This window comes from Bradyrhizobium sp. 195 (assembly GCF_023101665.1).
GTDB lineage: Bacteria > Pseudomonadota > Alphaproteobacteria > Rhizobiales > Xanthobacteraceae > Bradyrhizobium.
The window spans coordinates 6064607-6087805 of record NZ_CP082161.1 but is presented as its reverse complement, the minus strand read 5'-3'; the positions used below and the strand labels follow the sequence as shown (position 1 = coordinate 6087805).

The 23199-nt window shown below is 62.5% G+C and carries 33 protein-coding genes and 2 pseudogenes; 20 read left to right on the top strand and 15 right to left on the bottom strand.

All coding sequences use genetic code 11. The annotated features are described in order from the left end of the window. Window positions 1-73 precede the first annotated feature (73 nt). Entirely contained in the window at window positions 74-1051 is a 978-nt protein-coding gene (gene rocF / locus IVB26_RS28485; protein WP_246923836.1) for an arginase, read from the top strand. A gap of 156 nt (window positions 1052-1207) precedes the next feature. Next, complete coding sequence (locus IVB26_RS28480) at window positions 1208-1492, top strand: hypothetical protein (RefSeq protein WP_247968422.1); 285 nt, start codon at window positions 1208-1210, stop codon at window positions 1490-1492. Window positions 1493-1497: 5 nt separating this feature from the next. Here IVB26_RS28480 and IVB26_RS28475 read toward each other — a convergent pair whose 3' ends face one another. The 4 genes from IVB26_RS28475 to IVB26_RS28460 all read right to left on the bottom strand — a co-directional run bounded on the left by IVB26_RS28475 (window position 1498) and on the right by IVB26_RS28460 (window position 4381). Beyond that, on the bottom strand, window positions 1498-2784 hold the full coding sequence (locus IVB26_RS28475; protein ID WP_247968421.1) for an NRAMP family divalent metal transporter: 1287 nt from the start codon (window positions 2782-2784) through the stop codon (window positions 1498-1500). 235 nt (window positions 2785-3019) lie between these two features. Continuing rightward, window positions 3020-3205, bottom strand: coding sequence for a hypothetical protein (locus tag IVB26_RS28470; RefSeq protein ID WP_247327799.1), 186 nt, complete (start codon window positions 3203-3205; stop codon window positions 3020-3022). A gap of 216 nt (window positions 3206-3421) precedes the next feature. Further along, a complete protein-coding gene (locus IVB26_RS28465; protein ID WP_247968420.1) occupies window positions 3422-4048 on the bottom strand; it encodes a general stress protein in 627 nt (208 codons plus the stop codon). Window positions 4049-4060: 12 nt separating this feature from the next. Further along, the gene (locus tag IVB26_RS28460) at window positions 4061-4381 is read right to left on the bottom strand and encodes a hypothetical protein (protein ID WP_247968419.1); all 321 of its coding nucleotides are present in this window, start codon (window positions 4379-4381) and stop codon (window positions 4061-4063) included. A gap of 393 nt (window positions 4382-4774) precedes the next feature. Here IVB26_RS28460 and IVB26_RS28455 point away from each other — a divergent pair, with 393 nt between their 5' ends. From IVB26_RS28455 to IVB26_RS28450, 3 genes are all read left to right on the top strand, one after another. Beyond that, window positions 4775-4978 carry a hypothetical protein gene (locus IVB26_RS28455; protein ID WP_247968418.1) on the top strand — a complete coding sequence of 68 codons (204 nt, stop codon included), beginning with the start codon at window positions 4775-4777 and terminating at the stop codon, window positions 4976-4978. Between the two features lie 43 nt (window positions 4979-5021). Continuing rightward, window positions 5022-5156, top strand: a complete 135-nt coding sequence (locus IVB26_RS43045; protein ID WP_256468877.1) for a hypothetical protein — start codon at window positions 5022-5024, stop codon at window positions 5154-5156. Window positions 5157-5472: 316 nt separating this feature from the next. Continuing rightward, window positions 5473-5673, top strand: coding sequence for a hypothetical protein (locus tag IVB26_RS28450; protein ID WP_247968417.1), 201 nt, complete (start codon window positions 5473-5475; stop codon window positions 5671-5673). A 291-nt stretch (window positions 5674-5964) separates the two neighbouring features. On the opposite strand, the gene IVB26_RS28445 is transcribed toward IVB26_RS28450, so the two are convergent. The 4 genes from IVB26_RS28445 to IVB26_RS28430 form a co-directional block, all read right to left on the bottom strand. Beyond that, window positions 5965-7005: a glycosyltransferase family 4 protein gene (locus IVB26_RS28445; protein ID WP_247968416.1), complete on the bottom strand. Its 1041-nt coding sequence runs from the start codon at window positions 7003-7005 to the stop codon at window positions 5965-5967. Window positions 7006-7137: 132 nt separating this feature from the next. Beyond that, window positions 7138-7347: a hypothetical protein gene (locus tag IVB26_RS28440; RefSeq protein ID WP_247968415.1), complete on the bottom strand. Its 210-nt coding sequence runs from the start codon at window positions 7345-7347 to the stop codon at window positions 7138-7140. A gap of 168 nt (window positions 7348-7515) precedes the next feature. After that, window positions 7516-7842 carry a nuclear transport factor 2 family protein gene (locus tag IVB26_RS28435; RefSeq protein WP_247968414.1) on the bottom strand — a complete coding sequence of 109 codons (327 nt, stop codon included), beginning with the start codon at window positions 7840-7842 and terminating at the stop codon, window positions 7516-7518. A gap of 121 nt (window positions 7843-7963) precedes the next feature. Next, complete coding sequence (locus tag IVB26_RS28430) at window positions 7964-8158, bottom strand: hypothetical protein (RefSeq protein ID WP_247968413.1); 195 nt, start codon at window positions 8156-8158, stop codon at window positions 7964-7966. 129 nt (window positions 8159-8287) lie between these two features. Here IVB26_RS28430 and IVB26_RS28425 point away from each other — a divergent pair, with 129 nt between their 5' ends. From IVB26_RS28425 to IVB26_RS28415, 3 genes are all read left to right on the top strand, one after another. After that, window positions 8288-8515, top strand: coding sequence for a hypothetical protein (locus IVB26_RS28425; RefSeq protein WP_247973288.1), 228 nt, complete (start codon window positions 8288-8290; stop codon window positions 8513-8515). Window positions 8516-9054: 539 nt separating this feature from the next. After that, window positions 9055-9303, top strand: a complete 249-nt coding sequence (locus tag IVB26_RS28420) for a hypothetical protein (protein WP_247968412.1) — start codon at window positions 9055-9057, stop codon at window positions 9301-9303. Window positions 9304-9427: 124 nt separating this feature from the next. After that, a complete protein-coding gene (locus IVB26_RS28415; RefSeq protein ID WP_247968411.1) occupies window positions 9428-9697 on the top strand; it encodes a DUF6894 family protein in 270 nt (89 codons plus the stop codon). Here IVB26_RS28415 and IVB26_RS28410 read toward each other — a convergent pair. Further along, window positions 9691-9921, bottom strand: a complete 231-nt coding sequence (locus IVB26_RS28410) for a hypothetical protein (RefSeq protein WP_247968410.1) — start codon at window positions 9919-9921, stop codon at window positions 9691-9693. The genes IVB26_RS28415 and IVB26_RS28410 overlap by 7 nt on opposite strands. Continuing rightward, window positions 9918-10118 carry a hypothetical protein gene (locus IVB26_RS28405; protein WP_247968409.1) on the bottom strand — a complete coding sequence of 67 codons (201 nt, stop codon included), beginning with the start codon at window positions 10116-10118 and terminating at the stop codon, window positions 9918-9920. Before IVB26_RS28405 ends, IVB26_RS28410 begins: the two co-directional genes overlap by 4 nt. 332 nt (window positions 10119-10450) lie before the next feature. On the opposite strand from IVB26_RS28405, the gene IVB26_RS28400 reads away from it, so the two are divergent. The 6 genes and pseudogenes from IVB26_RS28400 (at window position 10451) to IVB26_RS28375 (ending at window position 15369) form a co-directional block, all read left to right on the top strand. Next, complete coding sequence (locus tag IVB26_RS28400; RefSeq protein WP_247968408.1) at window positions 10451-10621, top strand: hypothetical protein; 171 nt, start codon at window positions 10451-10453, stop codon at window positions 10619-10621. A 257-nt stretch (window positions 10622-10878) separates the two neighbouring features. Beyond that, a complete protein-coding gene (locus IVB26_RS28395) occupies window positions 10879-11778 on the top strand; it encodes a DUF4261 domain-containing protein (protein WP_247968407.1) in 900 nt (299 codons plus the stop codon). A gap of 161 nt (window positions 11779-11939) precedes the next feature. Beyond that, the gene (locus tag IVB26_RS28390) at window positions 11940-12461 is read left to right on the top strand and encodes an imm11 family protein (RefSeq protein WP_247968406.1); all 522 of its coding nucleotides are present in this window, start codon (window positions 11940-11942) and stop codon (window positions 12459-12461) included. 436 nt (window positions 12462-12897) lie between these two features. After that, window positions 12898-14517 carry an AHH domain-containing protein gene (locus IVB26_RS28385; RefSeq protein ID WP_247968405.1) on the top strand — a complete coding sequence of 540 codons (1620 nt, stop codon included), beginning with the start codon at window positions 12898-12900 and terminating at the stop codon, window positions 14515-14517. 26 nt (window positions 14518-14543) lie between these two features. Then, window positions 14544-14645, top strand: a pseudogene (locus IVB26_RS28380) (DUF3606 domain-containing protein); the annotation flags it as partial. A 355-nt stretch (window positions 14646-15000) separates the two neighbouring features. Then, window positions 15001-15369, top strand: coding sequence for a hypothetical protein (locus IVB26_RS28375; RefSeq protein ID WP_247968404.1), 369 nt, complete (start codon window positions 15001-15003; stop codon window positions 15367-15369). 61 nt (window positions 15370-15430) lie between these two features. Here the strand turns inward: IVB26_RS28375 and IVB26_RS28370 are convergent, their stop codons facing one another. Then, entirely contained in the window at window positions 15431-15601 is a 171-nt protein-coding gene (locus IVB26_RS28370) for a hypothetical protein (protein ID WP_247968403.1), read from the bottom strand. A 75-nt stretch (window positions 15602-15676) separates the two neighbouring features. Continuing rightward, on the bottom strand, window positions 15677-16063 hold the full coding sequence (locus IVB26_RS28365; protein WP_247968402.1) for a hypothetical protein: 387 nt from the start codon (window positions 16061-16063) through the stop codon (window positions 15677-15679). 215 nt (window positions 16064-16278) lie between these two features. On the opposite strand from IVB26_RS28365, the gene IVB26_RS28360 reads away from it, so the two are divergent. Beyond that, a complete protein-coding gene (locus tag IVB26_RS28360) occupies window positions 16279-16503 on the top strand; it encodes a hypothetical protein (RefSeq protein ID WP_247968401.1) in 225 nt (74 codons plus the stop codon). A 348-nt stretch (window positions 16504-16851) separates the two neighbouring features. Here the strand turns inward: IVB26_RS28360 and IVB26_RS28355 are convergent, their stop codons facing one another. The 3 genes from IVB26_RS28355 to IVB26_RS28345 all read right to left on the bottom strand — a co-directional run bounded on the left by IVB26_RS28355 (window position 16852) and on the right by IVB26_RS28345 (window position 19216). Further along, window positions 16852-18384, bottom strand: a complete 1533-nt coding sequence (locus IVB26_RS28355) for an FAD-dependent monooxygenase (protein ID WP_247968400.1) — start codon at window positions 18382-18384, stop codon at window positions 16852-16854. Between the two features lie 223 nt (window positions 18385-18607). Further along, complete coding sequence (locus IVB26_RS28350; protein WP_247968399.1) at window positions 18608-18952, bottom strand: response regulator; 345 nt, start codon at window positions 18950-18952, stop codon at window positions 18608-18610. A gap of 63 nt (window positions 18953-19015) precedes the next feature. Next, the gene (locus tag IVB26_RS28345) at window positions 19016-19216 is read right to left on the bottom strand and encodes a hypothetical protein (RefSeq protein ID WP_247968398.1); all 201 of its coding nucleotides are present in this window, start codon (window positions 19214-19216) and stop codon (window positions 19016-19018) included. Window positions 19217-19420: 204 nt separating this feature from the next. Here IVB26_RS28345 and IVB26_RS28340 point away from each other — a divergent pair, with 204 nt between their 5' ends. From IVB26_RS28340 to IVB26_RS28325, 5 genes and pseudogenes are all read left to right on the top strand, one after another. Beyond that, a complete protein-coding gene (locus tag IVB26_RS28340) occupies window positions 19421-19807 on the top strand; it encodes a hypothetical protein (RefSeq protein ID WP_247968397.1) in 387 nt (128 codons plus the stop codon). Then, window positions 19804-20145, top strand: a complete 342-nt coding sequence (locus IVB26_RS28335; RefSeq protein ID WP_247968396.1) for a hypothetical protein — start codon at window positions 19804-19806, stop codon at window positions 20143-20145. The genes IVB26_RS28340 and IVB26_RS28335 overlap by 4 nt, the downstream gene beginning before the upstream one ends. A gap of 100 nt (window positions 20146-20245) precedes the next feature. Next, window positions 20246-20341 (top strand): annotated as a pseudogene (locus IVB26_RS43235) (PBSX family phage terminase large subunit); the annotation flags it as partial. Window positions 20342-20598: 257 nt separating this feature from the next. Beyond that, window positions 20599-21867 (top strand): CaiB/BaiF CoA transferase family protein, encoded by a 1269-nt coding sequence (locus tag IVB26_RS28330; RefSeq protein ID WP_247968395.1) that lies wholly within the window; start codon window positions 20599-20601, stop codon window positions 21865-21867. 123 nt (window positions 21868-21990) lie between these two features. Beyond that, a complete protein-coding gene (locus tag IVB26_RS28325) occupies window positions 21991-23196 on the top strand; it encodes an acyl-CoA dehydrogenase family protein (protein WP_458309292.1) in 1206 nt (401 codons plus the stop codon). Window positions 23197-23199 lie beyond the last annotated feature (3 nt).

Below are 23199 nucleotides of genomic sequence, written 5' to 3'. Positions count from 1 at the left end.
CGGAGGGACCGGGAAACGACGGGTGCGAATCTCTGTTAGGCTTGCGGTGGCCGTGTTGACGCAGGAGGCAGCCGTGACCGATCAGGCTATGACGGATCGAACCCGGCGCATCGCCTTGCTCGGTGCTCCCATCGACATGGGCGCGTCGCAGCGCGGCACCTTGATGGGCCCTGCGGCGCTGCGTACCGCGGGCCTTGCGACACTGCTCGAAAGCCTGGATTTCGAGGTCGTTGACTACGGCGATCTTTCCGCAAGCGAGGTCCGGGATCTCGCCGACAGGCCGCCGGAAAGAGCCAATCACTACCGGGAGATCCAGCGCTGGACGCGCGTTCTAAGCCAACGAGGCCATGAGATCGCGAAAACCGGCGCGCTGCCGATCTTCCTTGGCGGCGATCACACGCTGTCCATGGGATCGGTCAATGCCATGGCGCGCCATTGGCAGGAGCGAGGACGGGAGCTGTTCGTGCTCTGGCTCGATGCCCATGCCGACTACAACACGCCGGAGACGACGATCACCGCGAACATGCACGGCATGTCGGCCGCGTTCTTGTGCGGCGAACCTGGCCTCGACGGCCTGCTTGGCGAAGAGCCGCGCGCTTCGATCGGCCCTGACAGGCTCGATCTGTTCGGCGCGCGTTCGATCGACAAGCTCGAAAAGGAGCTGATGCGCGCACGTCGGATCAGGGTCGTCGACATGCGCCAGATCGACGAGTTCGGCGTCGCCGTGTTGATCCGGCGGGTCATCGAGCGGGTCAAAGCGAGCAACGGCGTACTGCATGTCAGCTTCGACGTCGACTTCCTCGATCCATGCGTGGCGCCGGGTGTCGGCACCACGGTGCCGGGTGGCGCGACCTATCGCGAGGCACATCTGATCATGGAGCTATTGCACGATTCCGGCGTGGTCGGATCGGTCGACATCGTCGAGCTCAATCCCTTTCTCGACGAACGCGGTCGGACGGCGCGCACTGCTGTCGAACTGATCGGCAGCCTGTTCGGCCAGCAGATCACCGACCGGCCGACGCCGAGCAACGCGATCGCTCCGGGCGAGTGAATCGGCGGACGGCGCTTGTGCGCTGCAAGGGAAATGGCCGCGGGCGCTTTGCTGCCGCAGAAGCGCCATGCTGGCCTGGAACATGCCGGGAGAGATGCGGGAACCGGGAGGGGCGGTTTTGAATTAACCTGCGAGAGGACAATAGCGGATCCTTCGATGACAAGTGGTCGTTTCGCGAGCTCTATTTCCAGCGCCCTCCGCCATCCCGGCGTGATCGCGCTCATCGTGGCTGGTGTGACGATTGCAGCAATGCTGATCGTCGACCACGGCCCATGGAATCGCGCCAAGACCCAGCCAGCCCATGTTGCGATGTATGCAACCACGGGAGAGGCAGCACGGGCCGCTGGCGCCGCGGTGCTCCCGACCAGACCGAAGTCGCCGATCGAGCCGGCGCGGCCGGGGCCAAATACGTCGCCAACCGTCAATCCGGTGACGCCGTAGCTTCGTCAGCCCATCATCGACGAGCCGAGCAGAGCGAGAACGGCCAGCGCCATCAGCGCGGTGCCGAGCCAGCCGAGCGCAATCAGCCATGACCGGGCCCTGAAGCGACCCATGATCGCGCGGCTCGACACGATCAGCATCATCATCGCCATGATGGGGACGGCGACGATGCCGTTGAGCACCGCGCTCCAGACCAGCATGTGGATCGAGTCTATGCCCGTGAAGCCGAGGCCGAAGCCGATGATGGTTGCCGCGGCAATGATGGTGTAGAAGCCGACCGCCTCGTCGGGCTTGGCCTCCAGCGTGGCGCGCCAGCCGAAGATCTCCGAGACGCCATAAGCGGCCGCGCCCGCCAGCACGGGGATCGCGAGCAGGCCCGTGCCGATGATACCGAGCGCGAACAGCGCGAAGGTGAAGTCCCCGGCGAGCGGCCGCAACGCTTCGGCCGCCTCCGTCGCCGAATTGATTTTGGTGACGCCGTTGGCGTGCAGCACCGACGCGGTGGTCAGAATGATGAAGAAGGCGATGCCGTTGGAGAGCAGCATGCCCGATATGGTGTCGGTCTTGATGCGGTCGAGCTCGTGCGTGCCGCCGCGCTTGAGCTCGCGCAGGGGCTTGTCGCGATCGCCCTGGTTCATCTCCTCGACCTCCTGCGAAGCCTGCCAGAAGAACAAATACGGGCTGATCGTGGTGCCGAGCACAGCCACCACCATCATGAGATAGTCGGCGCTGACATTGGCCTTGGGCCAGACCGCGGCGAGCAGCGCCGTGCTCCACGGGATCTTGACGGTGAAGGCGGTCGCGACATAGGCAAACAGCGCCAAGGTGAGGAATTTGAGCACCGGCGAATAGCGGCGATAGGGCAGAAACACCTGCAGCAGGGTCGAGCCCGCCGCGAAGATCAGGGCGTGCTCGTGGTTGAGCCCGCCGATGACGAGCGAGAGCGCCTCGGCCATCGCGGCGATGTCGGCGGCGATGTTGAATGTGTTCGCGGCGACGAGCATGGCGACAAGCGTCAGCACCGCCCAGCGCGGCGCGACCTTCATGACGTTGGCCGCGAGCCCCTTGCCGGTGACGCGGCCGATCTGCGCGCTGACGAGCTGGATGGCGATCATGAACGGTGTGGTCAGAAACACCGTCCAGAGCAGCCCATAGCCGAATTGCGCGCCGGCCTGGGAATAGGTGGCGATGCCCGACGGATCGTCGTCGGCAGCGCCGGTGATCAGGCCCGGCCCGAGCCTCTGCAACAGCGTCGGCGAGGGTTTCGTCGGGTTGACGGCGCTGTCGCTCATGGAAGGGAAGACCTCGATCGGTGGCGGTGTTCTCACTAGCAAATGCTAATGAGAGAACGAATGTTCCTACCATGCCGGAGATCGTCGTTTCGGATAAGTCTAATTCAACTTGACCGTGGGGCAAAACACCTGTAGAGTGCCATCATCGCAAGAATTCTCGAACGCCTCCGGTCCCGGCGCAGGCCTCGCGTCCAGGCGCGGACTTGAACGCAGCGATGGAAGTCTTGCGCGCTCGCTACTTGACGCTGACGAACATGCCCCAGGCGGCGGCCAGCGCCGCGCCGGAAAAGACGATCAGCGGGTTGTCGCAGAACCGGCTGCCATAGGTGCACATGGTGACGCCGAGCGAGCCGATCTCGTGATGGCTCGCGGAATAGAACAGTCCCGACAGCACCAGCAATGCGGCGGCGACGTAATACATGGCGATCTCTCCGAAGCTCTCCCGATTGCGTCCGCGCAAGCAGAGCGAGCGACATGCTTCAGCATGGCGCGAAGAGATTTCATTCCGCCGAATCCGATGCGGCGGATTTGGCTAAATTTGGTGCCAAATGCCTGTTTTTCCCGACGCGGCAAGGTGGTTCGCCTCACGAAAAAAGGCCCCGCACCGCGGGGCCTTTCGAGTTGGGTCTGACGAGAGCTATCGCCGCGTGCCCGCGCCGTAAAGCTCGCGCTCGCGGCCGATGTCATCCGGAGACAGCGGGGGGCTTGCGGCATCGAAGTCGGTCCAGCCGGACTTCTGCCAGGCCGCGCTGCGATCTCCAAGGTTCACGGACTTCTCGTGCAGAAGTGCATCGAGCCGCGTGCGGTCCTGATCGGGCACCTTCGCCGACACCAGCGTGCCGCCGCGGCGAACGCCCTCGGCATAGCGCGAGGCATCCTCCTTGGACACGCCGGCCTGCGTCAGGGCGCCGACGATTCCACCCGTGGCCGCACCGGCGGCTGCGCCGGCTGCGGTCGAGGCCAGCCATCCTGCAGCCACGACCGGCCCGAGGCCGGGAATGGCGAGCAGGCCGAGGCCGGCGAGAAGGCCTGCGGCGCCGCCGAGGCCGGCGCCGATGCCGGCACCGGTGCCGGCGCCTTCCGCACGATCGTCGGTGCCGTCGCGGTCACGGTCGACCTTGCCGCGCTTGGAGCCGTACCAATTGTCCGAATTGTTGGCGACGATGCTGATGTCGGAGTGCGGCACGCCGGCCGCCTCGAGCCGGGTCACGGCGCGCTCGGCGTCGGAATAATTGTCGTAGAGGCGGGAGATGGTGATGGTCATGTCTGGGATTCCTTACTTGGTGGGGTTCACGTTGCCCTGGAAGTCCAGGCTGACGTCGGTCTTGGTGCCGCCCTTGTCGGCCTTGCCGCGCCAGACGCCCTGGTCATCCTTCTGCAGGCCGGAGACGTTGGAATATCCGGCGCCCTCGATCCGCGACTTCGCCTGTCCCTCGGTGAAGCTGTTGCGGCCCTCGACCGGCTTGTTCGAGTTTTTCTGGTCCGAACTGTTGACGGCGTTGTTGCCCGGCCCGCTTTGCGCAGGCTGCGACTGGGCGCCCGCGGGCACCGAGACGAGCAGCAACAAGGTTGCGGCGAGTAGAGTTAGACGTGTCATGTTGTTGTCTCCTGCAAGTGATTGTGCCGGCGACAACAAGCGAGATTCGAATTGGTTTCTCGGGTTCGAAGCTGCCGAGTGCCGCAGCACGGCCAAGCTTCGATCGCGCTCGCGCAGGTGAGTCCGTGAGGAACGATTGCCACGATGTCCCGTTTGCCCGCTTCGCCTTCGCCTTGCATCGAGCTCGGCCTGCCGTTTGCGTCCACAGGCTGAGTGCGGCATGGGCGCGAAAGCGAAACCCATCAAAGCCCCGCTGACGAAGCAGATCGGCTTCGGAGGTGCTCTCCCCATCCCACGCACTGAGTCCAAATTTGCTACTTTAGTAGGTTGCTGGAACACTTGGACTGAAGCTCCATTGATCCGCATGAACGGACCACTTCAGGGATTGGCGTCATGGGTATCGAGCGTATGCACCCGCCGAAGTACTGGCGCATGCGAGCGGAGGAGTTTCGCACCAAGGCCGACAATTGCGAGCATCACCAGGCGAAGGAAAGCTTGCGCGAGGTCGCCAAGACCTATGACGAGCTCGCGCGTCGCGCCGGGCAAATCCGCACCGTGCAGGACGCAGCGGAGCAAAGACCGCCTCAGCTTGGCTGAGCTAGATCAAACCTCTCGGCCTGCCCGGGCAGATCGTTAGGCTATGCCCGCTCCTGACAAGCAGACTGAGGCTGAGGAAACCAAGTCGTCGCGCTTGGAGGAGGCGCGCCGGGTCATCGAGGAGTACGCGGCCGATCTTCGGGAGATCATCAAGCAGCTACGGCGCAAGATGAACTGAGGCCGCCTCAGTGGCGGCCTCTTGCTTTTCAGGCCGGCTCCTCTTGGGCCTGACCCCGCTAGGGCGAACCGGCCATGTCCAGACTTTAAAATTAGGACAGGAACATTCCTGCAATTGCCGAGTTTTCCCGGTGCCCTTCCCCAAGGGCAAACCCCGATAGGCCCCAGCTCCAATGCCCGCCAATATCCCACGAGCTGGGGCCATTTTTCTAACAGCGGCCCGGAGCTGTGTGAATCCGGAAGCGTCCTGGTTTTGCGACCGGAAGTGAACTTACTTTTGCGGTTTGGAATCGTAGTCAGCAGTTGAGGAGCGCGCCATGGGAGAGCGCCGCAGAATCGTGCAGACCCGCTCGCTTGAAGAACGAATGGCCGAACAGGCCAATATACTCAAAGAACGGGCGAGCCAGTTACCGGCTGGTGCGGAACGTGAGGGTTTACTCAAGCGAGCCAGGGTCGTCGAGACCGGCTCACATCTCAGCGACTGGCTGACCTCGCCCGGATTGCAACCGCCCAAATAAGCCTTCGGAACGATTCTTCACTTTGGTACGCTCGGGAGCATCGACACGCGGTGATTCGATGCTCCAAATGATTTTGATAATGTGCGGGATCGGGACTGCACTGGTCGGCATCTTAATCAGCGTATTCGAGTGGCGCGCATTGGTGGGCTACCGGCGCCTGAAGAGGCGTCCCACACGCCCTGGCTCGTAGGATGGGTCGAGCGAACGCGAACCCATCAATCCGTTCGTCGACGACGAGGCATGCCGGGTTTCGCGAGGGCTCAACCCATCCTGCGCGTACAGAATATGCCCTTACGCCCGGCGCCATCCTCGGTCGGCCAGCTCGCGGTACCGGTCCTCGTACTGCCTCGCCATCCGGCTCGCGGCGAAACGCTCCTCGAAACGGGCGCGGATCCTGCGTCGGTCCAGTCGGCCTACTTCCTTGACCGCTTCGATCGCCTGCTCCCGGCCGTCCACGATGAAGCCGGTGACGCCGTCTTCCACGACTTCCGGCACCGATCCAGAGCGGTAGGCGATCACGGGCGTGCCGCACGCCATCGCCTCGATCATGACGAGGCCGAAAGGCTCCGGCCAGTCGATCGGAAACAGCAAGGCGGCAGCACCGGCGAGGAACGGCTGCTTGCGGGCTTCGTCCACCTCGCCGACGAGTTTGATCTTTTCGCCGTCGATCTCGGGCTCGAGCTTCTTCTTGAAGTAGGCGGTCTCCGCGCGGGGGATCTTGGCCGCGATTTGCAGCGGCATCCCGACGGCGCGTGCGATGCGTATGGCATCTTCCGGTCCCTTCTCCACCGTGAGCCGCCCGAGAAAAGCCAAATACGAACCAGCTTCGAAGGATGGTCGAAACAGGTCCCTGGGCAATCCGTGCGGAATGGTCGCGATCCAGTTTGCGTCCGGAAGCGCACGGCGCTGGTTGTCGGATATTGAGACGAAGGGGGCGTCCGGGAAAGCCCCGATCACGCTGGGAAGCCCAGGAAGGTCGAGCCGACCGTGCATGGTCGTTAGAAACGGCACTCCGGTCCGACTCAGCACCGGCAGGGCCAACCAGTCGACATGGCAGTGGATCACGTCGAAGTCGCGTGCGCGCTCGGCGATGGCCTCGATCAGCAACGCGCAGGTGGCGTTCGGATCGACGCCCCTCCGCCCCAGCCGGAGCGCGCGCGGCCACACCGCCTGGAGGCTTCCTCTGGTTTTCGAATCCCCGGTCGCGAACAGGGTGACGTCATGTCCGAGCGCGACCAACTCGTCCACAAGCCAGGCAATCACCCGCTCCGTGCCGCCGTAAAGTTTCGGAGGAACGCTCTCGGCCAACGGGGCAAGCTGGGCGATCCGCATCGCACTAGGTCCCCAACGCGATGCGCAAGCCGATCACGATGATCGCCGAGAGGAGAAACGAAATCGCGAGCAGCGTCCAAACAGGCCTCGTGCTACCGCGGGTTACGCGCGCGACCAGCATTTTCATGGTCGTCAACATTCGTCTCGGGGAAGCCGATGCAGATACGCCATCCCCAAGCTGGCGAGTTCTTCGGTATCGCTCTTGCGCTCTTCCCAGGTCCGGTGCAGGTGGCGTTCGAGCAGGCAGCGCCGGCTGTCCTGTGCATCGACGTCAGGATGCCGTGCCCGGTACACCGTCCATGCGATCTCCGTTGCGTTCTTCAAGACGGCTTCGTCGACCATGCTCACTCTCCGGCACCGAAAACCAGTCCCTGCCAACTCAACGCTTTCCGGAAAGTTTCCACTTTTTCCCGGTGTTAGACGAAGAGGGGAGATCGAGACCTCTGCAACGGCCCTCAGTTCAGGCGAATCGGCCACGTCCTGTCGCGAAGACAACACGGAGCATGCGTCCTAGTTTTGCGGACCGCAGACGTGGGTGGCGATCTTTCCGGAGGCATCGAAGGTCAGGCTCGCGCTGACGATGCCGCCGCGCGCGACGTACGAGACCACCGCCGTCTCTCCGGACGGTTGCAGATTGTCGAGGCCGGACGCGGGATATCTGGTGAGGCGGTCGCGCCAATAGGCGCGCCGGCCGTCCTTGCCCGAGCTCGTCTTCATGCCGCCGCAGGCGCAATGGATCACCGCGTCGTCGGCGTACATTCCAAGGACAGTGTCGATATCGCCGGCGCGGTAGGCATCAAGCCAGTCGACCGCAGCGGCCATCGGGTCAAAGGACATGGTCCTGCCTACATGCCGTTTCGTCGGTCGCAGGTTTAAGGGCGTGCCTATGAATGCAAGGTGAAACGGCTGGCGAAAAGACTGGGAGTTCCCATGACCAAACGGCAACCTTCGCGCCGCCTCACTTGACTGCCTGGGCTTGCGCCTGCGTCCTCGCAGGCTCCCAGAGGGCCGGAAGGATGACGCGGATCGGGCGAGCCTCAGCGGCGCCTTGAACAGCAGGCCGGGCTTGATTTTTGGCCGGCTCGGCCAGCGCCACGGAGAGCAACGCAATCGGCATGGCCAGCGACGTCGTCGCGAGTCTCAGATCCAGCATCGAACCCTCCGCGCCGCGCGTCAAGGTTGGAGGTCGCGGTTGGTTCGCGCGCGAGACCGGGAACAAGTGGCAATTTTTGATGTTTGTAGAAGACAGATCCGGATGACCGGGCTGCTGGAGGAGGACACGATGAACATCAAGACCATCATTGCCGCTGCGGTGTTGACGTCGTTTGCGGCGCCTGCGTTCGCGCAGTCGTTCTACGTGGTGCAGGACATCAAGACCAAGAAGTGCACGATCACGGAATCGAAGCCGACGACCACCGAAACGACAGTCGTCAGCGGCGACACCGTTTACAAGACGCGGTCCGAAGCCGAGGCCGGCATGAAGACCGTCAAGGTCTGCACGACGAACTGAGGGCGGTGGCGTTTATCTGATCGGCCACATGCACTGAGGCAACAATCGGCGTCGTGGACCACGGCGCCGAGCTTTCGAGGGAGGCCGCGCAAGCGGCAAGCGAAAGCCCGCGTGGAGCAATCCGCGCGGGCTTTTGGCTAGCCGGCCGGCGGTTTCGATTGCCATGACGCGGGGGAGAGGTCGCGCCGAAGGCGGGTGAGGGCTATCTCCTCTTGGGGTTGTCCCATTGTGGAAACACCCTCTCCCCAACCCTCTCCCGCAAGCGGGAGAGGGAGCGCATCTCCGCGGGGGCTGGCAAGCCTTATTTCATGCCACTAGTGCACCAAGACGCGACGAAACGCGCCTGAAACAGTGCTGAAACCCGATTGTCCTGAACTCGGCGCGCCCGGGCCTCGACCAACGAAGCGAAAAGGAGATCATCATGATCCAGATCGGTTCGAAGGAAGAAGTCGCGTTTCTGCTGGCACTGTTCGGCACCCACACCCAGCCTGTGAAGCGGCCGAAGCCGACATCGCAGCAACGTTGAGAGGCTCAAAGCCATGCCCGGTTTGGCCGAATGCCAGAGCCTGTTGCGGCTCCTGATCGCCAGGGGCGATCCCAAGGCCATCCCGCTCGCCAAGGGCGCCATCGACCAGTTTCTGAACACGGCGCCGCTCAGCGCCCGCGGGCGTGGCCTGCGCGTGCTCCAGCGCTACGCGCTCGATCAGCATGATGTGGCGGTCGGTGTGCAGCGCTCGTTCGCCGAGACGGTGGATGCCTATATCGAGCGCAAGCTTGCGGAGGAGTAAGGCTGCGCAACCGCGCCCGATCGCGCCGGAGTTGCGTTCCCGGAACCCATTGGATTCAGGAGAATTTTTCGGCCCGCTGGAAACTTTTATTTGCCCCGTGCCTAATAGGGCAAAGGATACGGACATGCCCCGATATTACTTTGACCTTCGCGACGACAAGGGAATTGCGCTGGACGAGGAGGGACTGGAATTGTCCAGCCCGCGCGCGGTTCGGGCCGAGGCCGCCAAATCGATTGCCGACATGGCGCGCGACGCCGTCTTGTCTGCGTCGCCCACCGGCGGCAGGCAACAGATGGCGATCGACGTTCGCGACGCCAACGGGCCAATCATGCAGGTGAAGTTCAGCTTCGAGATCGACAGTCTCACGTCGCGATCGCGCTCACGCGATCATTGACGCGTCAGTGTCGGCCGGGATCGCGCGGGCGGCGGCGGCGGCTGGGACTGCTCCGAGTCCAGCACGGCGATCTTGCGGCCGAGCTGCCATACCTCCACCTTGCCGTGCCGCGTGAACTGCTGCGCGAAGGTGAGAGCGGACTCGTCGGACGAGGCCTCGAATGCTTCGGCGGAGCGGAAGACGCCGTTCTCGCCGACGAGGTAGGCGCGATATTGCTGGCTCATGTCGGCGCCCTCAGGCCGGGCGAGCGCAGCCAGGCATCGATCTGCATGGCGGTCTCGTCCTGCCGCGCCCGGCGCAGCAGCATCTCGCGGCGGCGTCCCGGCGCCAGCCGGCGCGCTTCCTCGCGGCAGCGTATGGCTTCGTCGGCGAGTCTTTCGTTGAGTGTCGTAGTCTGTTTGAAACGACGCCGCTTCAGCATGGCGTGCTCCCTCGTTGGAGGAGGCGGGAGCGCAATTGGCGTTCTCATCACCGACCGATACCAAGAGCCTTGCGGTGACGGATGAAGGCTAGGCCTGCGGCGGCGGCGAGTCTGTATCTTTTGATACGGTGGACGAAAGAATCTTCGTTGGTGTTGCACGAGTTGAGCGGTTTGAGCCGCTTACTCATGCTGCGGCAGATGATGAACTATTCGCTCTGGAACCGAGACGACCTGTGGTAGTTTACGATCATCACCGGCCGAGGCTCTGCCCGTAGGCGTCGGTGGCTGAGAGACCCAGCGTGCTCCCGCCTGCAATGCCAGGGAGCACACCGATGCCGGTATATCGGCCGACGTCTGTCGACCATGACCAGACAGAATACATGCGCCAGATCGTGCGCGAAGCCCGCGAGCTTTTGAAGCAGCCGCCACCCGATACATTCCTGGGACGCAAGACGATGGACGTGCCTCCGAAGGAGGGGCAGTCGGACGAGGACGCCGGGTGACGGGCTGCGTCGTCACCATGCTTGCTCTGGTCTGAGGTGCGAGGGGCAGGAATTGGTGAACGCGATCGGCCGGTCATCGAACGAAAGCCTCGCCGTCCACAAAGCCACGCTCGCGGTACAGAGCCGGCGCGGGCTCGAACGGCGCCGCTTCCGGTCTCGAGGCTGTGCGCTTTAGCTTGGCGCACGATAGTGTCCCGCCGCCGCGCCGCAGTTGATCGAGATGGGGTCTCCCGCCCAGCTCCAGGCCGAAACCCCTGTTGAGCTTCAACAGAAGGCAAGAACGTCGATTGACATTGTTCTTGATTTGTTCTATTCATAACGCTATTTCAACCTCTGGGCGAACAGCAAAGTCGAATTCGTCCGTCATTTCCGCGGGTCAGTTGATGAGTAACTCGATTCTTTCTTTGGTCCTATTGAACAATCCCGTAACGCCGGACATGTCTGCGGTCGCCAAGGTCCTTCACGCCCGACATCCGGAGCTGGCAACGGAGGCGATGGACGACGGTCGTGCGAAGGCGCAGGCAAACTCGCCGCTCATTCGCTGCGGCAAAGAGCTCGTTGCCGTCATGTCGATGCCGGCACCCGTCCCGGACGATCAGGGACTGTGGGCGCGCGCTGCCACGACGTGGCCGGAGAGCAAGGCCGTGGCCGCCCGGCATCGAGGTCATTTGATTGTATCGATGCTCGGAAAGGGTGAGCAGCCGCTGGTCGCCGCGCGCGTCACGACCGCAGTCATCGGTGCGTTGATTGCGACGATGCCGGAGTGCTGCGGTGTGGTGTGGGCCGGCCGTGTCGCGCGGCCCGCGGATCTCTGGCTCGAAACGTCCCGCGATTCTTTCGCACCGTATCCCGGCTATCCCTTGGGGCTATGGGTCGACATTCTGCCGTTCGGCTCAGGTGCCAAGATCGGCGCGGTCACGATGGGACTATCGGCATTCGTCGGCCGTGAGATCGAGTTCGTGACCGGCAAGCTCACGCTTCCGGCCTTGTTCGACAAGGTGGCGGGACTGTCCGTGTATCTGATCGAGCATGGCAGCGTCGTGAAGGACGGCGACACGATCGGGGCAAGCGCGAGCGAGCGCATCCAGGTTCGTTACAAGAACTCCGAGGTGTTTGGGGGGCTGTCGGTTTTTTGCTGTACTGATGATTCCGTGTAAATGGGCGGCGTCGGCACACCGCGCCAGGCTGTGCTAGACCTACGTGTAACGAGAGAAGACTGATGGTTGGTTCTCCTCCAGAGAGGCGCCGGGGTAAGGCGAAGGCTCGAAGGTTCTATGTCGTCGGTCTGGCTCGGTTTCAAACGGCGCCGGGATGGGAGATGGAGAATCTCGCAGTTCTCGCAGGCGGACGCCAGGTACTCATTCCACCACCGGGGCGAGGCTTCGTGCCTTTCCCTGAACCACCGCGACTTGTGATCGACAAATCTCTCGGCCGCGCTCCCGCGGACTGGGAGCTCTTTCACGACTACCGTCTCGTTTCGGACCGTATGAAGAGCCTTCTTGAAGCATTGGATATGGAGGGCGTTCGTTTTGTCAGATGCGAGACACGTTCCCGAGACGGCCGTGCGGCACCAACTTATTGGCTGTGTGATGTCGTTCGGGTCCTCGATGCCGTCGATGAAGCGAAATCGGTTCTTGAGATCGAATATCCCACGCCCGGCCGCAAAGTTTACAATCTGAGGGGAAGAAGCAGCCTCGTCTTCAAAGAGGATAGTGTCGGGGCGGCTCATATCTTCAGGCTTCTCTTCTATCCCACGATAGTCTGCGACCAGGTCGCTAAGGATGCGTGCAAGGAGGCGGGCATGAAAGGCATCGGATTTACCGATGCGACCAAGTATTGAACTGATGCGCCGCGTTGTCGATCTTGAAATCTTTCGTCGAGAGATCCGCCGATCAGAGGCAAGAGCTTCGTGTCCAGCCGCGTTTCATCGGCAGGATGGTGTCAGGTCTTTTGCTGCGTCCGTTGTCGTGGCTGCTCGTTGACACGTCGGGCAAAACACCGGCAGAATAGTATGGTCTAGAGAAGTCGGGCTCGCGAGATATCGCGAGCTTTTTTTATTGCCATTCTTCGGCCAGGCGTTTCCTGGCTGCTCATGCGAAGCCTCGCATCGAGCAATTGCATGGCGCCTCGAAGGCATTGCTGGTTATCAGCTGCCGCCTCGCCCGACAGCAGGGCCGAGCAATCAAGTCTGACAATTTAGTTTCCTCCACTCGCATGCGGGCACCGACCTCTGGTGCCGCGCTGATTCATGCCTTGGCGCAACGCAAGAGGCTAGCATGTTCCAGATCCATCACATCTTGCCACAGAGCCTTGCTGGCCACTTCACACTCAAGGTCTTGGGCAATCGTTTCAACCTTCATGGCATCAAGAATTTGATCGATCTTCCATCAAGTCAGGAAGCTGCTCGAGAGTTAGGATCAAGCCCTCATACAGGAGGGCATCTTGCGAGCTACAACAAGATGTTCTGCAAATTTCTCGAGGGGCTCCAGTCGCACCCATCTTTCGCCGTCGCTGAGGAAGGCGATACGGCTGCTGTTGATCAATTGGATGCCGAGATGAGCAGCTTTCTTGCAGCTGCCAAGCACGCGTTGGCGAGGGGGCATTTGCTTACCAATACGCCTTCGGGAATGACGCCCGAGGGCGCGAACAGGCAGATCGATGACTGGCATGCAAATTGGAAAACATATGCCGAAGAGAATCGCGACAGCATTCGGCAGATGCAGGACACTGTTGATCAACTTCATGCTGCCAGCCAATGGCGAGGCGCTCTGCGTGCTCCCATCCTCCTTCCTGACGGGACTCTCAGTCTCGCAGACAAGTTAGCGATCATAAGGCGATACTCGCGGGAGGGACGCACTGATTCACCTATTTCGCAGCACTTCGAAGCCGTTGAACCTGTTCCCGACCGGCCTGGCCTCATTCCTCCAGTCATTGATACACGGGTCCCACCCTTTATTCCGCCTTTACCTGAAGATTTGGATCGACCGGAAGGATTGACGCCGGGTCCGCCTCAAACTTATGGGCTTCCCGGTTTGCGTGCTGCTGATCCCCGAGGCTTTGGGGCGCTACCTCCCACCACGGTGCCCCCTCAAGATCCGCTGGTCCTCAGGTTCGATCCGGCTAGCGGGGCTCCGCTGCCGTTTTTCGAGCGCTCCCCGATCCTAGATCCGGATCCTCCTTCGGCCGCCACGCCGCCTAACGCGCTGTATGGTGTCGCAGCAGTCGCTGCGCTTGGGGTGGTCGCTCCGCAGCTGCTCCCGTTGCTGGGAATGTTAGGCGCTATGGGGCTCGCAGGGACGGTGCCGGCTCGCGCTTCCGGTGCGGAGAGCGGCGCTGGGATAACCGGCAAAGGCGTCTTCTCTACCGGCACGACTCCATACGATCCATTTGCCCCGAGCAATCCTGCCCCTCGGGCAGGCGGTAGTTCTCTCGGGCTTGCGCCCGGATGGCTGGTTGAAGACAATTCTCCCAAACCAGAACATGCCAGTACGTTCGTAGATCGCTTCGGCAATTGGGCGAGCACGCCAAGCGGCACTATGCCTGCCGAGCATCTGCCTCAAGTTGCGCCCACGCCTGCCGCAGGATCAGTCGCGCCCGAAGACGTTCGGCGCCTGGCCCGGGTCAACGAGTCCAACGCGGGCAGCGTATTCACATCGGGAAGTGCGCCGATCCCGTATCTGCCATCCACTGAGTTCAACGAGCGGTTCGGCAGCTGGACCGTGCCGACCGCTGCTGCCCGGCAATCGCAGCCTAGCAGCCCGATCGGCGCGTTCGCCGACGAGCCGAGCTACCTCATTCCGCCGCCGATCTTCGGAGTGGATGGTCCAGGCAATCCGCGCAAGGACGCCGAAGAGTGGTTCTCGCGTTGGATACGGCCGTTGCTTCCGCCGGAGTGAGGACTGATTCAGAGTAGCGTACGCCGGTTGGCTACGAGGCAAAGAAGACAGGCCGCTCGGCCTCGGCGGTGAAGAAGGCGGTCAAGAAGGTGGGCAGCAGCCGGAAGAAGATCGAGCGCAAGCTGGGCGCTGATGCCGCTTCCTCAGGCAGAGCGGACCCTGAGCGTTCCTCTAGCGGACACCGCAGTTTCCCGGACTCCACATTCTACGCCATCTAGGTAGAACTGCGCAGGCCGGGGCTGGCATTTGATCCCAACAACAATTTCAACCGGCAAGGGGCTATCGCGAGATAGCCCCTTTTTAATGCCCTGTGCGCCTTTACCCTCGCAAGAATCCCCTCAACTCCGGAACTGCGGCTGTCGCGACGGATTGGTTTGGTGCCGGCTCGCCGCCGAGCTGGCGGAGCGGCCCCGGCCATACCCCCCAAGCCCCCCTGCCAGCCGGGGCCGTCTCGCCGCCCACGCGTAGTTTCGGAGTATGCGTATGCGTTCATCGCCATCGATCGTCCCGACTGATCGCCTCGACCGGGACATCTATCTGGTGCTTGAGGACTTTGGCGCGCGTGCCGGATGCGCTTGGCGCGAGACAGACGAGCAAGACACCGACCGCGACACCATCGTCCGCGACTTGCTGTCAGGCCAATACACCTATCCGGTCCGCATCGTCGTGTTCAATGCGATCGAAGGTTACGCGCGCGACGCGACCAGCGAGATCGCCGATGAATTGGCGGAAGCTGTCGCTGAGGACGCCGAGATCACTCCGGCCTTACAGGCCTTCGTGGAAGCCAACGCTTCGCGGCCATTTGCCCTTCAACTGGCGCTACCCCTTCGCGGAGTGGTTCGCCCGCCTTAGTGGGCACACCAGGGCGATCCGCGCTCTTGAAGGGAGGGGCCGCTAACAAAGTCTGCCAAGCCTAGGTAGAGCGCTGATCAACTATGACTTTAGTCGGCTGTTGCAGTTGCGCAAGCCGCGCTTCGAGCTCTGCCTTTTTAGCGACTATCCTTGCGGCGATAATCTCATCGACGTCTGTGTGGAGGGCCCACAATTCATCGATGGACATACTCGTGAGTTGCTGTTTTTCCATGATCGCACCCGAACCAGAGCCTGCTGGTCCGTTGACGCGAGGGCGGCGAGCAATTGCCGGTCCCTCAATTATCCCTTATGCCTGTTTTCTTGCCGCCAGATTCAGCCGATCTCTCGTCAAGCTGGCTCCCTGCCTTGTGCGAGCCTCATCTTCGGCCTGGGCTACTTTGTGTCGAATCTCTTCCAATTCGGAAAGCTTGGAAGCAAGCGCTTCGAGACGTTGGCGCAAGTCAGCAACGCGACTATACATCCGGCCTCCCGGCACTACGGTCCAATTGTGAACATTACGACGGCCCCGGCATCTGGAGGTTTCTGGCTCGATGCCGAGGCCGCTTTTCCGCACCGGATCGAAACCAGAGCGGCCGATCAGAATTGCGATCATCTTCAGTTCCCGCGATTGCAAATGTGAATCGCGGAAACGGCGATTAATTTTGTACCCGCTGCCATACGCGACATTCCGCATGGCATTTTCCGGGTGCGGAACACTGCATTCTCCCTACGCGCTTACGGTTCCACTGGCAGAGTGGCTGTGAGAATTGACCCCGGTTGCCGCGAGCGCCGGCCGCCGTGTCGAATGGGTCATTCGAAACGGCCTTCTCCCGAATTAATTAGGAACAAAATTCAATTGATTTAATTTATTTAATACTATTTAATTGCCTTTACCATTTGGAGGAAGCCATGCCAGACCAACACGACGACCGTCGGGAGTTCTTGAAGACCTGCGGCAAGTTCGCGGCGGTGACGCCGCCGACAATTACACTCTTGCTCTCGACGTCCTTGACTTCCAACGCGATTGCGCACTCTGGCGGGCGCGGTGTCCATCATCACCATCACGGCAACAATGGCAAAGGCAACGGCGGCTATGACGGCAGTCCTAACGGTAAACCCGACAAGGACCGCTGAGTTGCCGAGCATGACTGCTGCGGAGAGACAAGAATGCGGGCCAGACGCGGCGATATAGATTGGCACTTCGCCTCTATTGTTGTTTCGCTGATCTGGCTGGCGTTGCTTTCTGCCACGCTTCTCGCGGTGCTTTTGCTTGGGCACCCCTGAAGGGAGTGGACGGCTGCGGCGCGTGAGTTTGACACGTCGGGCAAAACACTGGCAGAATAGCATCATCGAAAGAGTTCGGTTCGGCCCGCGCGGAGCAATCCGTCGCGGGCTTTTCGTTTGCCGGGACCGGCGCGCCTTCGATTAGCGACCGCACGAAGGTCCGGATTCTAAGCCGCGTGGTTTTGCGCCGAAGCTGAACTACTTGGCAGCCGATCCAAACCAGCGCGTCAGCGCATCCTCTAACCCGCCTTGGCTTCCGTCTCCGACCCACGCCACGTACCCGTCGGGCCGCACCAGCACGGCGCCGGGCGCGGTGACCTGTCCGATAGCGGGAAGCTCCCATGGGCCCTCATAGGTGGCGTCGACGACATCGATGCGATCCGTCCACGGCGCCACGTCGATGCCGTCGGCCCTGTCAAAATCGAGCAACACACCCCGCGCGCCGTGCAGCAGCGTGAAAAGGTTCAACTTCCGTCCTTCGACCGTCACATCGAGATCTGGCATGCGCCGCCCCAGCAGCGCGTGTCCTTCGCCAAGATCATAGCGGATGTCGAGCCCGCTCATCATCGCACCGAAACGTTTGCGCGGCTCGTCCATGCCGAGCAGTTCGGCGATGGTGTCGCGCGCGGCCTTGCGGCCGTTGTCGCCGCGGCGGAGCAGCGCGATTTGCGCCATGGTGTTTTTCAGCAAGCGCGCAGCCACCGGATGGCGTTCGGCATGGTAGGTGTCGAGCAGGCTGTCGGGCGAGACGCGGTTGACCACCTGCGCCAGCTTCCAGCCGAGATTGACGGCGTCCTGCACGCCGATGTTGAGGCCTTGCCCGCCGACGGAGTGATGGATATGCGCGGCATCGCCGGCGAGCAGCACGCGCCCGCTGCGATAGGACACGGCCTGCCGCGCCGCATCGGTGAAGCGGGAGATCCACGCCGGGTTTTGCAGACCGAAATCGGTGCCGTACACGGCCACGAGCGCGTCGCTGAGGTCGCGCTGGGTGGGCGAAGCGGTGCGCTCGAGGGTTGCTTCGGTCACGACGACCAGCACGCGGCCGCTCTCGGTCTTGCTGAGGCCGTGGAAGCCGAGCGCGTCGTGGCGCAAGCCGAATTCCGGCTCCTCGCGCATCTCGACCTCGGCCATGAGGTTGCTGAGCGTCGGATCGGAGCCGGCGAAATCGATGCCCGCGGTCTTGCGCACCAGGCTGCGACCGCCATCGCAGCCGACCAGGTAATTTGCGCGCAGCGTCTCGCCGCCGGACAGCGTCACGTCGACGCCAGTCTCGTCCTGCGCAAAGCCAGTGACCTCGCGATTCCGATAGAAGGGGATCGCGAGCTCCATGGCCCAATCGGCCAGGATGCGCTCGATGTGGGTCTGCCGCAGCGCGAGCCCGTAAGCGTGCCTTGTGGGGAGGTCGCTGATGTCGAGTTTGGTCCAGGCGAAGCCGGCGAGCTGGACGATCTTTCCTTCGCGCAGGAAGCGCTCGGCGACGCCGCGCTGATCGAGGATCTCGATGGTGCGCGCGTGCAGACCGCCGGCGCGCGTCTCGACAATCGCCTGATCCGGGCGCCGTTCGACGACGGCAACGTCGACCTCGGCGAGCGCGAGCTCGGCGGCCAGCATCAGCCCGGTCGGGCCGCCGCCGGCAATCACGACGGCGTGCTCGCTCCGTGCCGGGTTCCTCACGCGGGTTCGCTCCGTTCGGCCGCGCGAATGGGAATTGGGAAGCAGTACAGGCATGTCGTGACCCCTCGGCTTGTTGTTGGGTCGGGGGTTCTACGGCAGAGGCGGGGACTTGAAGCAAGCCCGTTGCGCACCACATATTGAGTTGGGAGGAGGGGCTTGCTCTTCCGCGCTCGCCGCGTTGACACGTCGGGCAACACACCGGCATAATGGCATCATCGAAATGAGTTTGGTTCAGCCCGCGCCGGGAGATGCCCGCTGCGGGTTTTGTTTTGCAGATTCAGCGAATGCCGGCGGTTCGCTGCATGACGTCGGCGAGTTCCTCGAACGAGAACGGCTTCCGGATCATCGGCAGGCCGTCGCGCCGGGGCTCGCGACCCGACAGTTGCAGCACCTTCAGCTCCGGACGGGCTCGCTTTGCCAGCTCGGCCAGTTCATGGCCATCCATGCCGGGCATGTTGATATCAGTGATGAGGATGGAGATCTCCTTGTACTGCTCGAGCCGATCGAGTGCGTCCGGGCCGCTTTGGGCGCTGACCACCTCGCAGCCGAGATCTTCCAGCATGCCGATGATCACATCGAGGACGGCGGGATCGTCATCAACGACCAGTACAGTGTGGCTCATCGCGCGAACGTTCCTTCCAACGAAGGAATCAACGCGCCCCCTGGCGGGTAGGTTCCGGCGAGCCTAATCGTCCTTCGACAAATCGCCGGGCTTTTCGGGAAGGCTGATGGTGCCGCCTTCGCCGTGCTCGAGATCGCGACCACTGTCCCCGGTCTCGCCGGAATCTTCGATGATCCGGTCCTGCATCTCGCGCTTTTTGTCGCGGCGCGGCTCGTCTCCGGGCAGGCTACGCGATGTCTGCTGTAACGTCGTCTTGGGTGTCATGGACCGTCCTCCCGATCGGCTAACTTTCGACGCGTCTGCAAGTTCGTTTGACACGTCGGGCAAAACACTGGCAGAATTGCATCATCGAAAGACGTTTGGTTCAGCCCGCGCGGAGAAATCTGCAGCGGGCTTCTTCATTCAACACAGGCCTGCTCAACACAGGCTCATTCAACTTGGCTTTGACACGTCGGGCAACACTCCGGCATGATGACATTCATCGAGACGAGTTTGGTTCACCCGCGCGGACAACGTCCGCCGCGGGTCTTTTCGTTTCGATTTCTGAATCGGACGGCGGCGGCGCATTGCGGCCACGCACTCGTCAAACCTTGGAGCGCCGATCGGCGCGCCGCCGTCCGAACCATTGCTGGCCGTGCACGCGCGAACGTGCCGGCCCGCGGCGCAGGGCCAATTGCCCGCGCCGCTGCGGTCTCCGGAAGACACGGAGATAGGGTTCGCGCCCGAAACGATCGCGCTTCGCTTGACGCGATCTGCCGCGCATTTTCTTTTCTGGGAGGGACGATGACCGCCTATCTGATATCGCTCGCGCTCGCGGGTCTGGTCGCAATCGTGCTGTGGGAGACGTTGTCATGAATGAGGAAATCGCAAGCGAGCTCGCAAGCGAGCCGTCCCGACCGCCGGCGGCCAGGAAAACGTCCAGGGCGCGGACCCTGACCGAAATCCGCTCGCTGGCGCGTAGCCACACCAGGACGGCCCTGAAGGTTCTCGTCGGCATCATGCGCAGCGACGATGCGACGCCCGCCGTGCGTCTCTCTGCGGCCAATGCCATCCTGGATCGCGGCTGGGGTAAGTCAGCGCAGCCGATCGAGAGCGGCGAAGAGGGCGCAGTGGAATCCATCCACCGGGTCGAGCGCGTCATCGTGCGTCCGGACAACGCCGTCGACGGCGATCCGGCAGCCAGCAACGTTTGAGCTTGCGGAAATCTCGATTCGGAATTTACGGTTGATCGTTTGACACTTCGGGCAAAGCACCGGCAGAATCGGACTGCCCTAGGGCGAGCGAGCGTATCCATTGTCCATCCTGAAAATTCCGACGGCCAAGATCTTCGAGCCTCTGCTGAAACCTGCGCGCTACAAGGGCGTTTATGGTGGACGCGGCTCGGGAAAGTGGCTGCGCTGAACAATTGCAGTGGGTTTCCCGTCATGCGGAACGTGACTTTCTCAAACTAGAATTGGCTGCGCGAGGGCGCGTGGCTTCCCTACGCTCGGAAATGTCCAACGGCCCGGCAGCTTGACGGCTGCCGGGCCGCTTCTGCGTTTCGGGCCGATGCGAGCGCCGCACTTGCGAAGTTGGCGGCGCCGGGCTTTAAGTTTGCTCTTGCAGGAAATTCGGCGGCCATAAGCCGATGTAAGGGAGCACCATCGATGCCCAACAAGCCTCACTTGCCGGAACGTTCGCCGCGGGCGACGGGAGGGCTGACTGCGCTCGATGGTCTGCTGGTCGTCGATTTCACGCGTGTCGTCGCCGGCCCGGCCTGCACACAGACCCTCGCCGATTTCGGCGCGCACGTCATCAAGATCGAGAATCCCGACGGTGGCGACGACACGCGCGCCTATGAGCACGCCGAAATTGGCGGCGAAAGCGCCGCCTATCTCAGCCTGAACCGCAACAAGCGCGGCATTGCGCTCGATCTTTCGGTGCCGGAGGCCCGGGAGATCGCGCTGGATCTGATCCGCAAGGCGGATGTGGTCGTGGAGAACTTTTCAAGCGGGGTCATGAAGAAGTTCGGGCTCGACTATGAGGCGGTCGCGCCGCTCAATCCACGGTTGGTCTACTGCTCGATCTCCGCCTACGGACGCTCCGGACCGTTCGCCTCGCGCCCCGGCTTCGATCCCATCACGCAGGCCGAGAGCGGCTTCATGTCGCTCAACGGATTTGCCGACGGCCCGGCGGTTCGCACCGGCCCGCCGATCGTGGACATGGCGACGGGGATGTCCGCCTGTAACGCCATCCTGCTGGCGCTGTTGGCGCGGGACCGGCTCGGCCGCGGGCAACACGTCGAAGTCGCCTTGTTCGATATTGCGATGGGGATGACCGGCTTCTACGGCATGGCCTATCTCATCAACGGCGAAAATCCCGGCCGGTTCGGCAATTCGCCCAGCGGATCTCCCACCGTCGGCGTCTATGAGGCCTCCGATGGGCCGCTCTATATGGCTTGCGCCAACGATCGGCTCTATCGGCGGCTCGTGGTCGAGGTGCTGAACCGGCCAGATCTCATCACCGATCCGCAATTCGCCACGCGCAAGGCCCGCTCCGAGAACAAAGAGCTCCTGCGTGCGGCCATCGCGGAGGTCTTTGCCAGCGATACGCTCGAAAACTGGATGGCGAAGATGAAGCAGGCCAATATTCCGGTCGGCTATCTCCGGACGGTGGAGGAGGGGTTCAACGCACCCGAAGCTCGCGAGCGCCATCGCTTGAACCGGATTCCGCACCCTAAAGCGGAATGGGTGCCCAACATCGAGCCGCCAATCACCATGAGCCTCACCGGTGCGGTCGATCCCGTTGCAGCCCCCCTGTTAGGTGAGCATACCGAGGATGTCCTGCGTGATATGCTCGGCTATGACGAGCGTCGGATCACGGCGTTTGCCCTGAAGGGTGTCTTTGGCTCGGGTAAACTCTCTGCGCCCGGTTGAACCTCCGCGGTGGCGCCCGGCATGCGAATCGATGCCAGCTGCATTGGCTTGATTTGGCGATGGGGCGGCCGCATAAATGTGTGAAAGTGAGGGACACGAATGGCGCCTGGTCGAACGCCGAGCATGGGTCAGTCCACCGGGCCGGAAGCCGGCGAAGACGCCTATGCGGCACTGATCGCGAAGGCTCGGGCCCTGGTGCCGCGACTACGAGAGCGCGCGGCGCGAACCGAGGAGCTGCGGCATCTGCCGTCGGAAACCGAGAGGGATCTCCACGACGGTGGTCTGTTCCGGATGCTCCAACCGGCACGGATCGGCGGCGCCGAGCTTGACTATGTCGCCCTCGTCGACTGCGCGGAGCTGCTCGGACAAGCGGATGCGTCGGTAGCCTGGAATCTCGCCAATCTGGCGAGCCATCACTGGATGCTCGGCATGTTCGAGCAGAAGGCGCAGGATCTGGTCTGGGGCCGTGATCCGGACGCGCTGATCGCATCCTCGTTCATTTTCCCCGCCGGACGCGCCACGAAAGTCGAAGGCGGATACCAGCTGCGCGGCAGCTGGCCATTCTCCTCAGGCGTCGCCTCCTGCGAATGGAACATGCTTGCAAGCGTGGTCTACTCCGACGACGAGGCGGACGGCATCGAGTATCGCATCTTCCTGCTGCCGAAAGGCGATTACAAGGTGCTGGACACCTGGAACGTCGCGGGACTGCGCGGGACGGGGTCTTGCGATGTGGAGGTCAGGGATGCCTTCGTAGCTGGCCACATGTCGGTCGCTGTGGGCGATCTCGCCGGCGGCCCGACGCCGGGAAGCAAGATCAATCCAAATCCGCTGTATGCGCTCCCCGTGTTCTCGCTGTTCCCATACGTCCTCTCCGGTGTCGCACTGGGGAATGCGCAGGCGTGCCTCGACGATTACACGGAGGTCGCACGTCATCGCATTTCGACCTACAACCGCGCCAAGCTGAGCGATTTTCAGAGCACTCAGATCAAGATTGCTGAGGCCTCGGCGAAGATCGACGCCGCGCGCCTGATCATGCGGTCGGCGTGCCTCGATGCCATGGAGCACGCGCGGCGCGGTCACGTCCCCGACATGGCGACCAAGACCCGCTATCGGCGCGACGGATCTTTTTCAGTGAACTTATGTACGGACGCGGTGTCGATGCTGTTTGCCGCGAGCGGCGCGCGCGGCCTGTTCACGACCGGTGTGTTGCAGCGGCAGTTCCGCGATGCTCACGCGATCAATTCGCATCTCGCATTCAACTTCGATGCGGCCGGGACCAACTATGGACGCGTGGCGCTGGGCCTGCCGTCCGAGAATCTCACGTTGTGAGGC

Bases quoted from the DNA above. Each gene is read 5' to 3' on its own strand.
- IVB26_RS28480 (WP_247968422.1), top strand. From the start codon at position 1,208: ATGACAAGTGGTCGTTTCGCGAGCTCTATTTCCAGCGCCCTCCGCCAT.
- IVB26_RS28475 (WP_247968421.1), bottom strand. From the start codon at position 2,784: ATGAGCGACAGCGCCGTCAACCCGACGAAACCCTCGCCGACGCTGTTG.
- IVB26_RS28470 (WP_247327799.1), bottom strand. From the start codon at position 3,205: ATGTATTACGTCGCCGCCGCATTGCTGGTGCTGTCGGGACTGTTCTAT.
- IVB26_RS28465 (WP_247968420.1), bottom strand. From the start codon at position 4,048: ATGACCATCACCATCTCCCGCCTCTACGACAATTATTCCGACGCCGAG.
- IVB26_RS28460 (WP_247968419.1), bottom strand. From the start codon at position 4,381: ATGACACGTCTAACTCTACTCGCCGCAACCTTGTTGCTGCTCGTCTCG.
- IVB26_RS28455 (WP_247968418.1), top strand. From the start codon at position 4,775: ATGGGTATCGAGCGTATGCACCCGCCGAAGTACTGGCGCATGCGAGCG.
- IVB26_RS43045 (WP_256468877.1), top strand. From the start codon at position 5,022: ATGCCCGCTCCTGACAAGCAGACTGAGGCTGAGGAAACCAAGTCGTCG.
- IVB26_RS28450 (WP_247968417.1), top strand. From the start codon at position 5,473: ATGGGAGAGCGCCGCAGAATCGTGCAGACCCGCTCGCTTGAAGAACGA.
- IVB26_RS28445 (WP_247968416.1), bottom strand. From the start codon at position 7,005: ATGCGGATCGCCCAGCTTGCCCCGTTGGCCGAGAGCGTTCCTCCGAAA.
- IVB26_RS28440 (WP_247968415.1), bottom strand. From the start codon at position 7,347: ATGGTCGACGAAGCCGTCTTGAAGAACGCAACGGAGATCGCATGGACG.
- IVB26_RS28435 (WP_247968414.1), bottom strand. From the start codon at position 7,842: ATGTCCTTTGACCCGATGGCCGCTGCGGTCGACTGGCTTGATGCCTAC.
- IVB26_RS28430 (WP_247968413.1), bottom strand. From the start codon at position 8,158: ATGCTGGATCTGAGACTCGCGACGACGTCGCTGGCCATGCCGATTGCG.
- IVB26_RS28425 (WP_247973288.1), top strand. From the start codon at position 8,288: ATGAACATCAAGACCATCATTGCCGCTGCGGTGTTGACGTCGTTTGCG.
- IVB26_RS28420 (WP_247968412.1), top strand. From the start codon at position 9,055: ATGCCCGGTTTGGCCGAATGCCAGAGCCTGTTGCGGCTCCTGATCGCC.
- IVB26_RS28415 (WP_247968411.1), top strand. From the start codon at position 9,428: ATGCCCCGATATTACTTTGACCTTCGCGACGACAAGGGAATTGCGCTG.
- IVB26_RS28410 (WP_247968410.1), bottom strand. From the start codon at position 9,921: ATGAGCCAGCAATATCGCGCCTACCTCGTCGGCGAGAACGGCGTCTTC.
- IVB26_RS28405 (WP_247968409.1), bottom strand. From the start codon at position 10,118: ATGCTGAAGCGGCGTCGTTTCAAACAGACTACGACACTCAACGAAAGA.
- IVB26_RS28400 (WP_247968408.1), top strand. From the start codon at position 10,451: ATGCCGGTATATCGGCCGACGTCTGTCGACCATGACCAGACAGAATAC.
- IVB26_RS28390 (WP_247968406.1), top strand. From the start codon at position 11,940: ATGGAGAATCTCGCAGTTCTCGCAGGCGGACGCCAGGTACTCATTCCA.
- IVB26_RS28385 (WP_247968405.1), top strand. From the start codon at position 12,898: ATGTTCCAGATCCATCACATCTTGCCACAGAGCCTTGCTGGCCACTTC.
- IVB26_RS28375 (WP_247968404.1), top strand. From the start codon at position 15,001: ATGCGTTCATCGCCATCGATCGTCCCGACTGATCGCCTCGACCGGGAC.
- IVB26_RS28370 (WP_247968403.1), bottom strand. From the start codon at position 15,601: ATGGAAAAACAGCAACTCACGAGTATGTCCATCGATGAATTGTGGGCC.
- IVB26_RS28365 (WP_247968402.1), bottom strand. From the start codon at position 16,063: ATGCGGAATGTCGCGTATGGCAGCGGGTACAAAATTAATCGCCGTTTC.
- IVB26_RS28360 (WP_247968401.1), top strand. From the start codon at position 16,279: ATGCCAGACCAACACGACGACCGTCGGGAGTTCTTGAAGACCTGCGGC.
- IVB26_RS28355 (WP_247968400.1), bottom strand. From the start codon at position 18,384: ATGCCTGTACTGCTTCCCAATTCCCATTCGCGCGGCCGAACGGAGCGA.
- IVB26_RS28350 (WP_247968399.1), bottom strand. From the start codon at position 18,952: ATGAGCCACACTGTACTGGTCGTTGATGACGATCCCGCCGTCCTCGAT.
- IVB26_RS28345 (WP_247968398.1), bottom strand. From the start codon at position 19,216: ATGACACCCAAGACGACGTTACAGCAGACATCGCGTAGCCTGCCCGGA.
- IVB26_RS28340 (WP_247968397.1), top strand. From the start codon at position 19,421: ATGATGACATTCATCGAGACGAGTTTGGTTCACCCGCGCGGACAACGT.
- IVB26_RS28335 (WP_247968396.1), top strand. From the start codon at position 19,804: ATGAATGAGGAAATCGCAAGCGAGCTCGCAAGCGAGCCGTCCCGACCG.
- IVB26_RS28330 (WP_247968395.1), top strand. From the start codon at position 20,599: ATGCCCAACAAGCCTCACTTGCCGGAACGTTCGCCGCGGGCGACGGGA.
- IVB26_RS28325 (WP_458309292.1), top strand. From the start codon at position 21,991: ATGGGTCAGTCCACCGGGCCGGAAGCCGGCGAAGACGCCTATGCGGCA.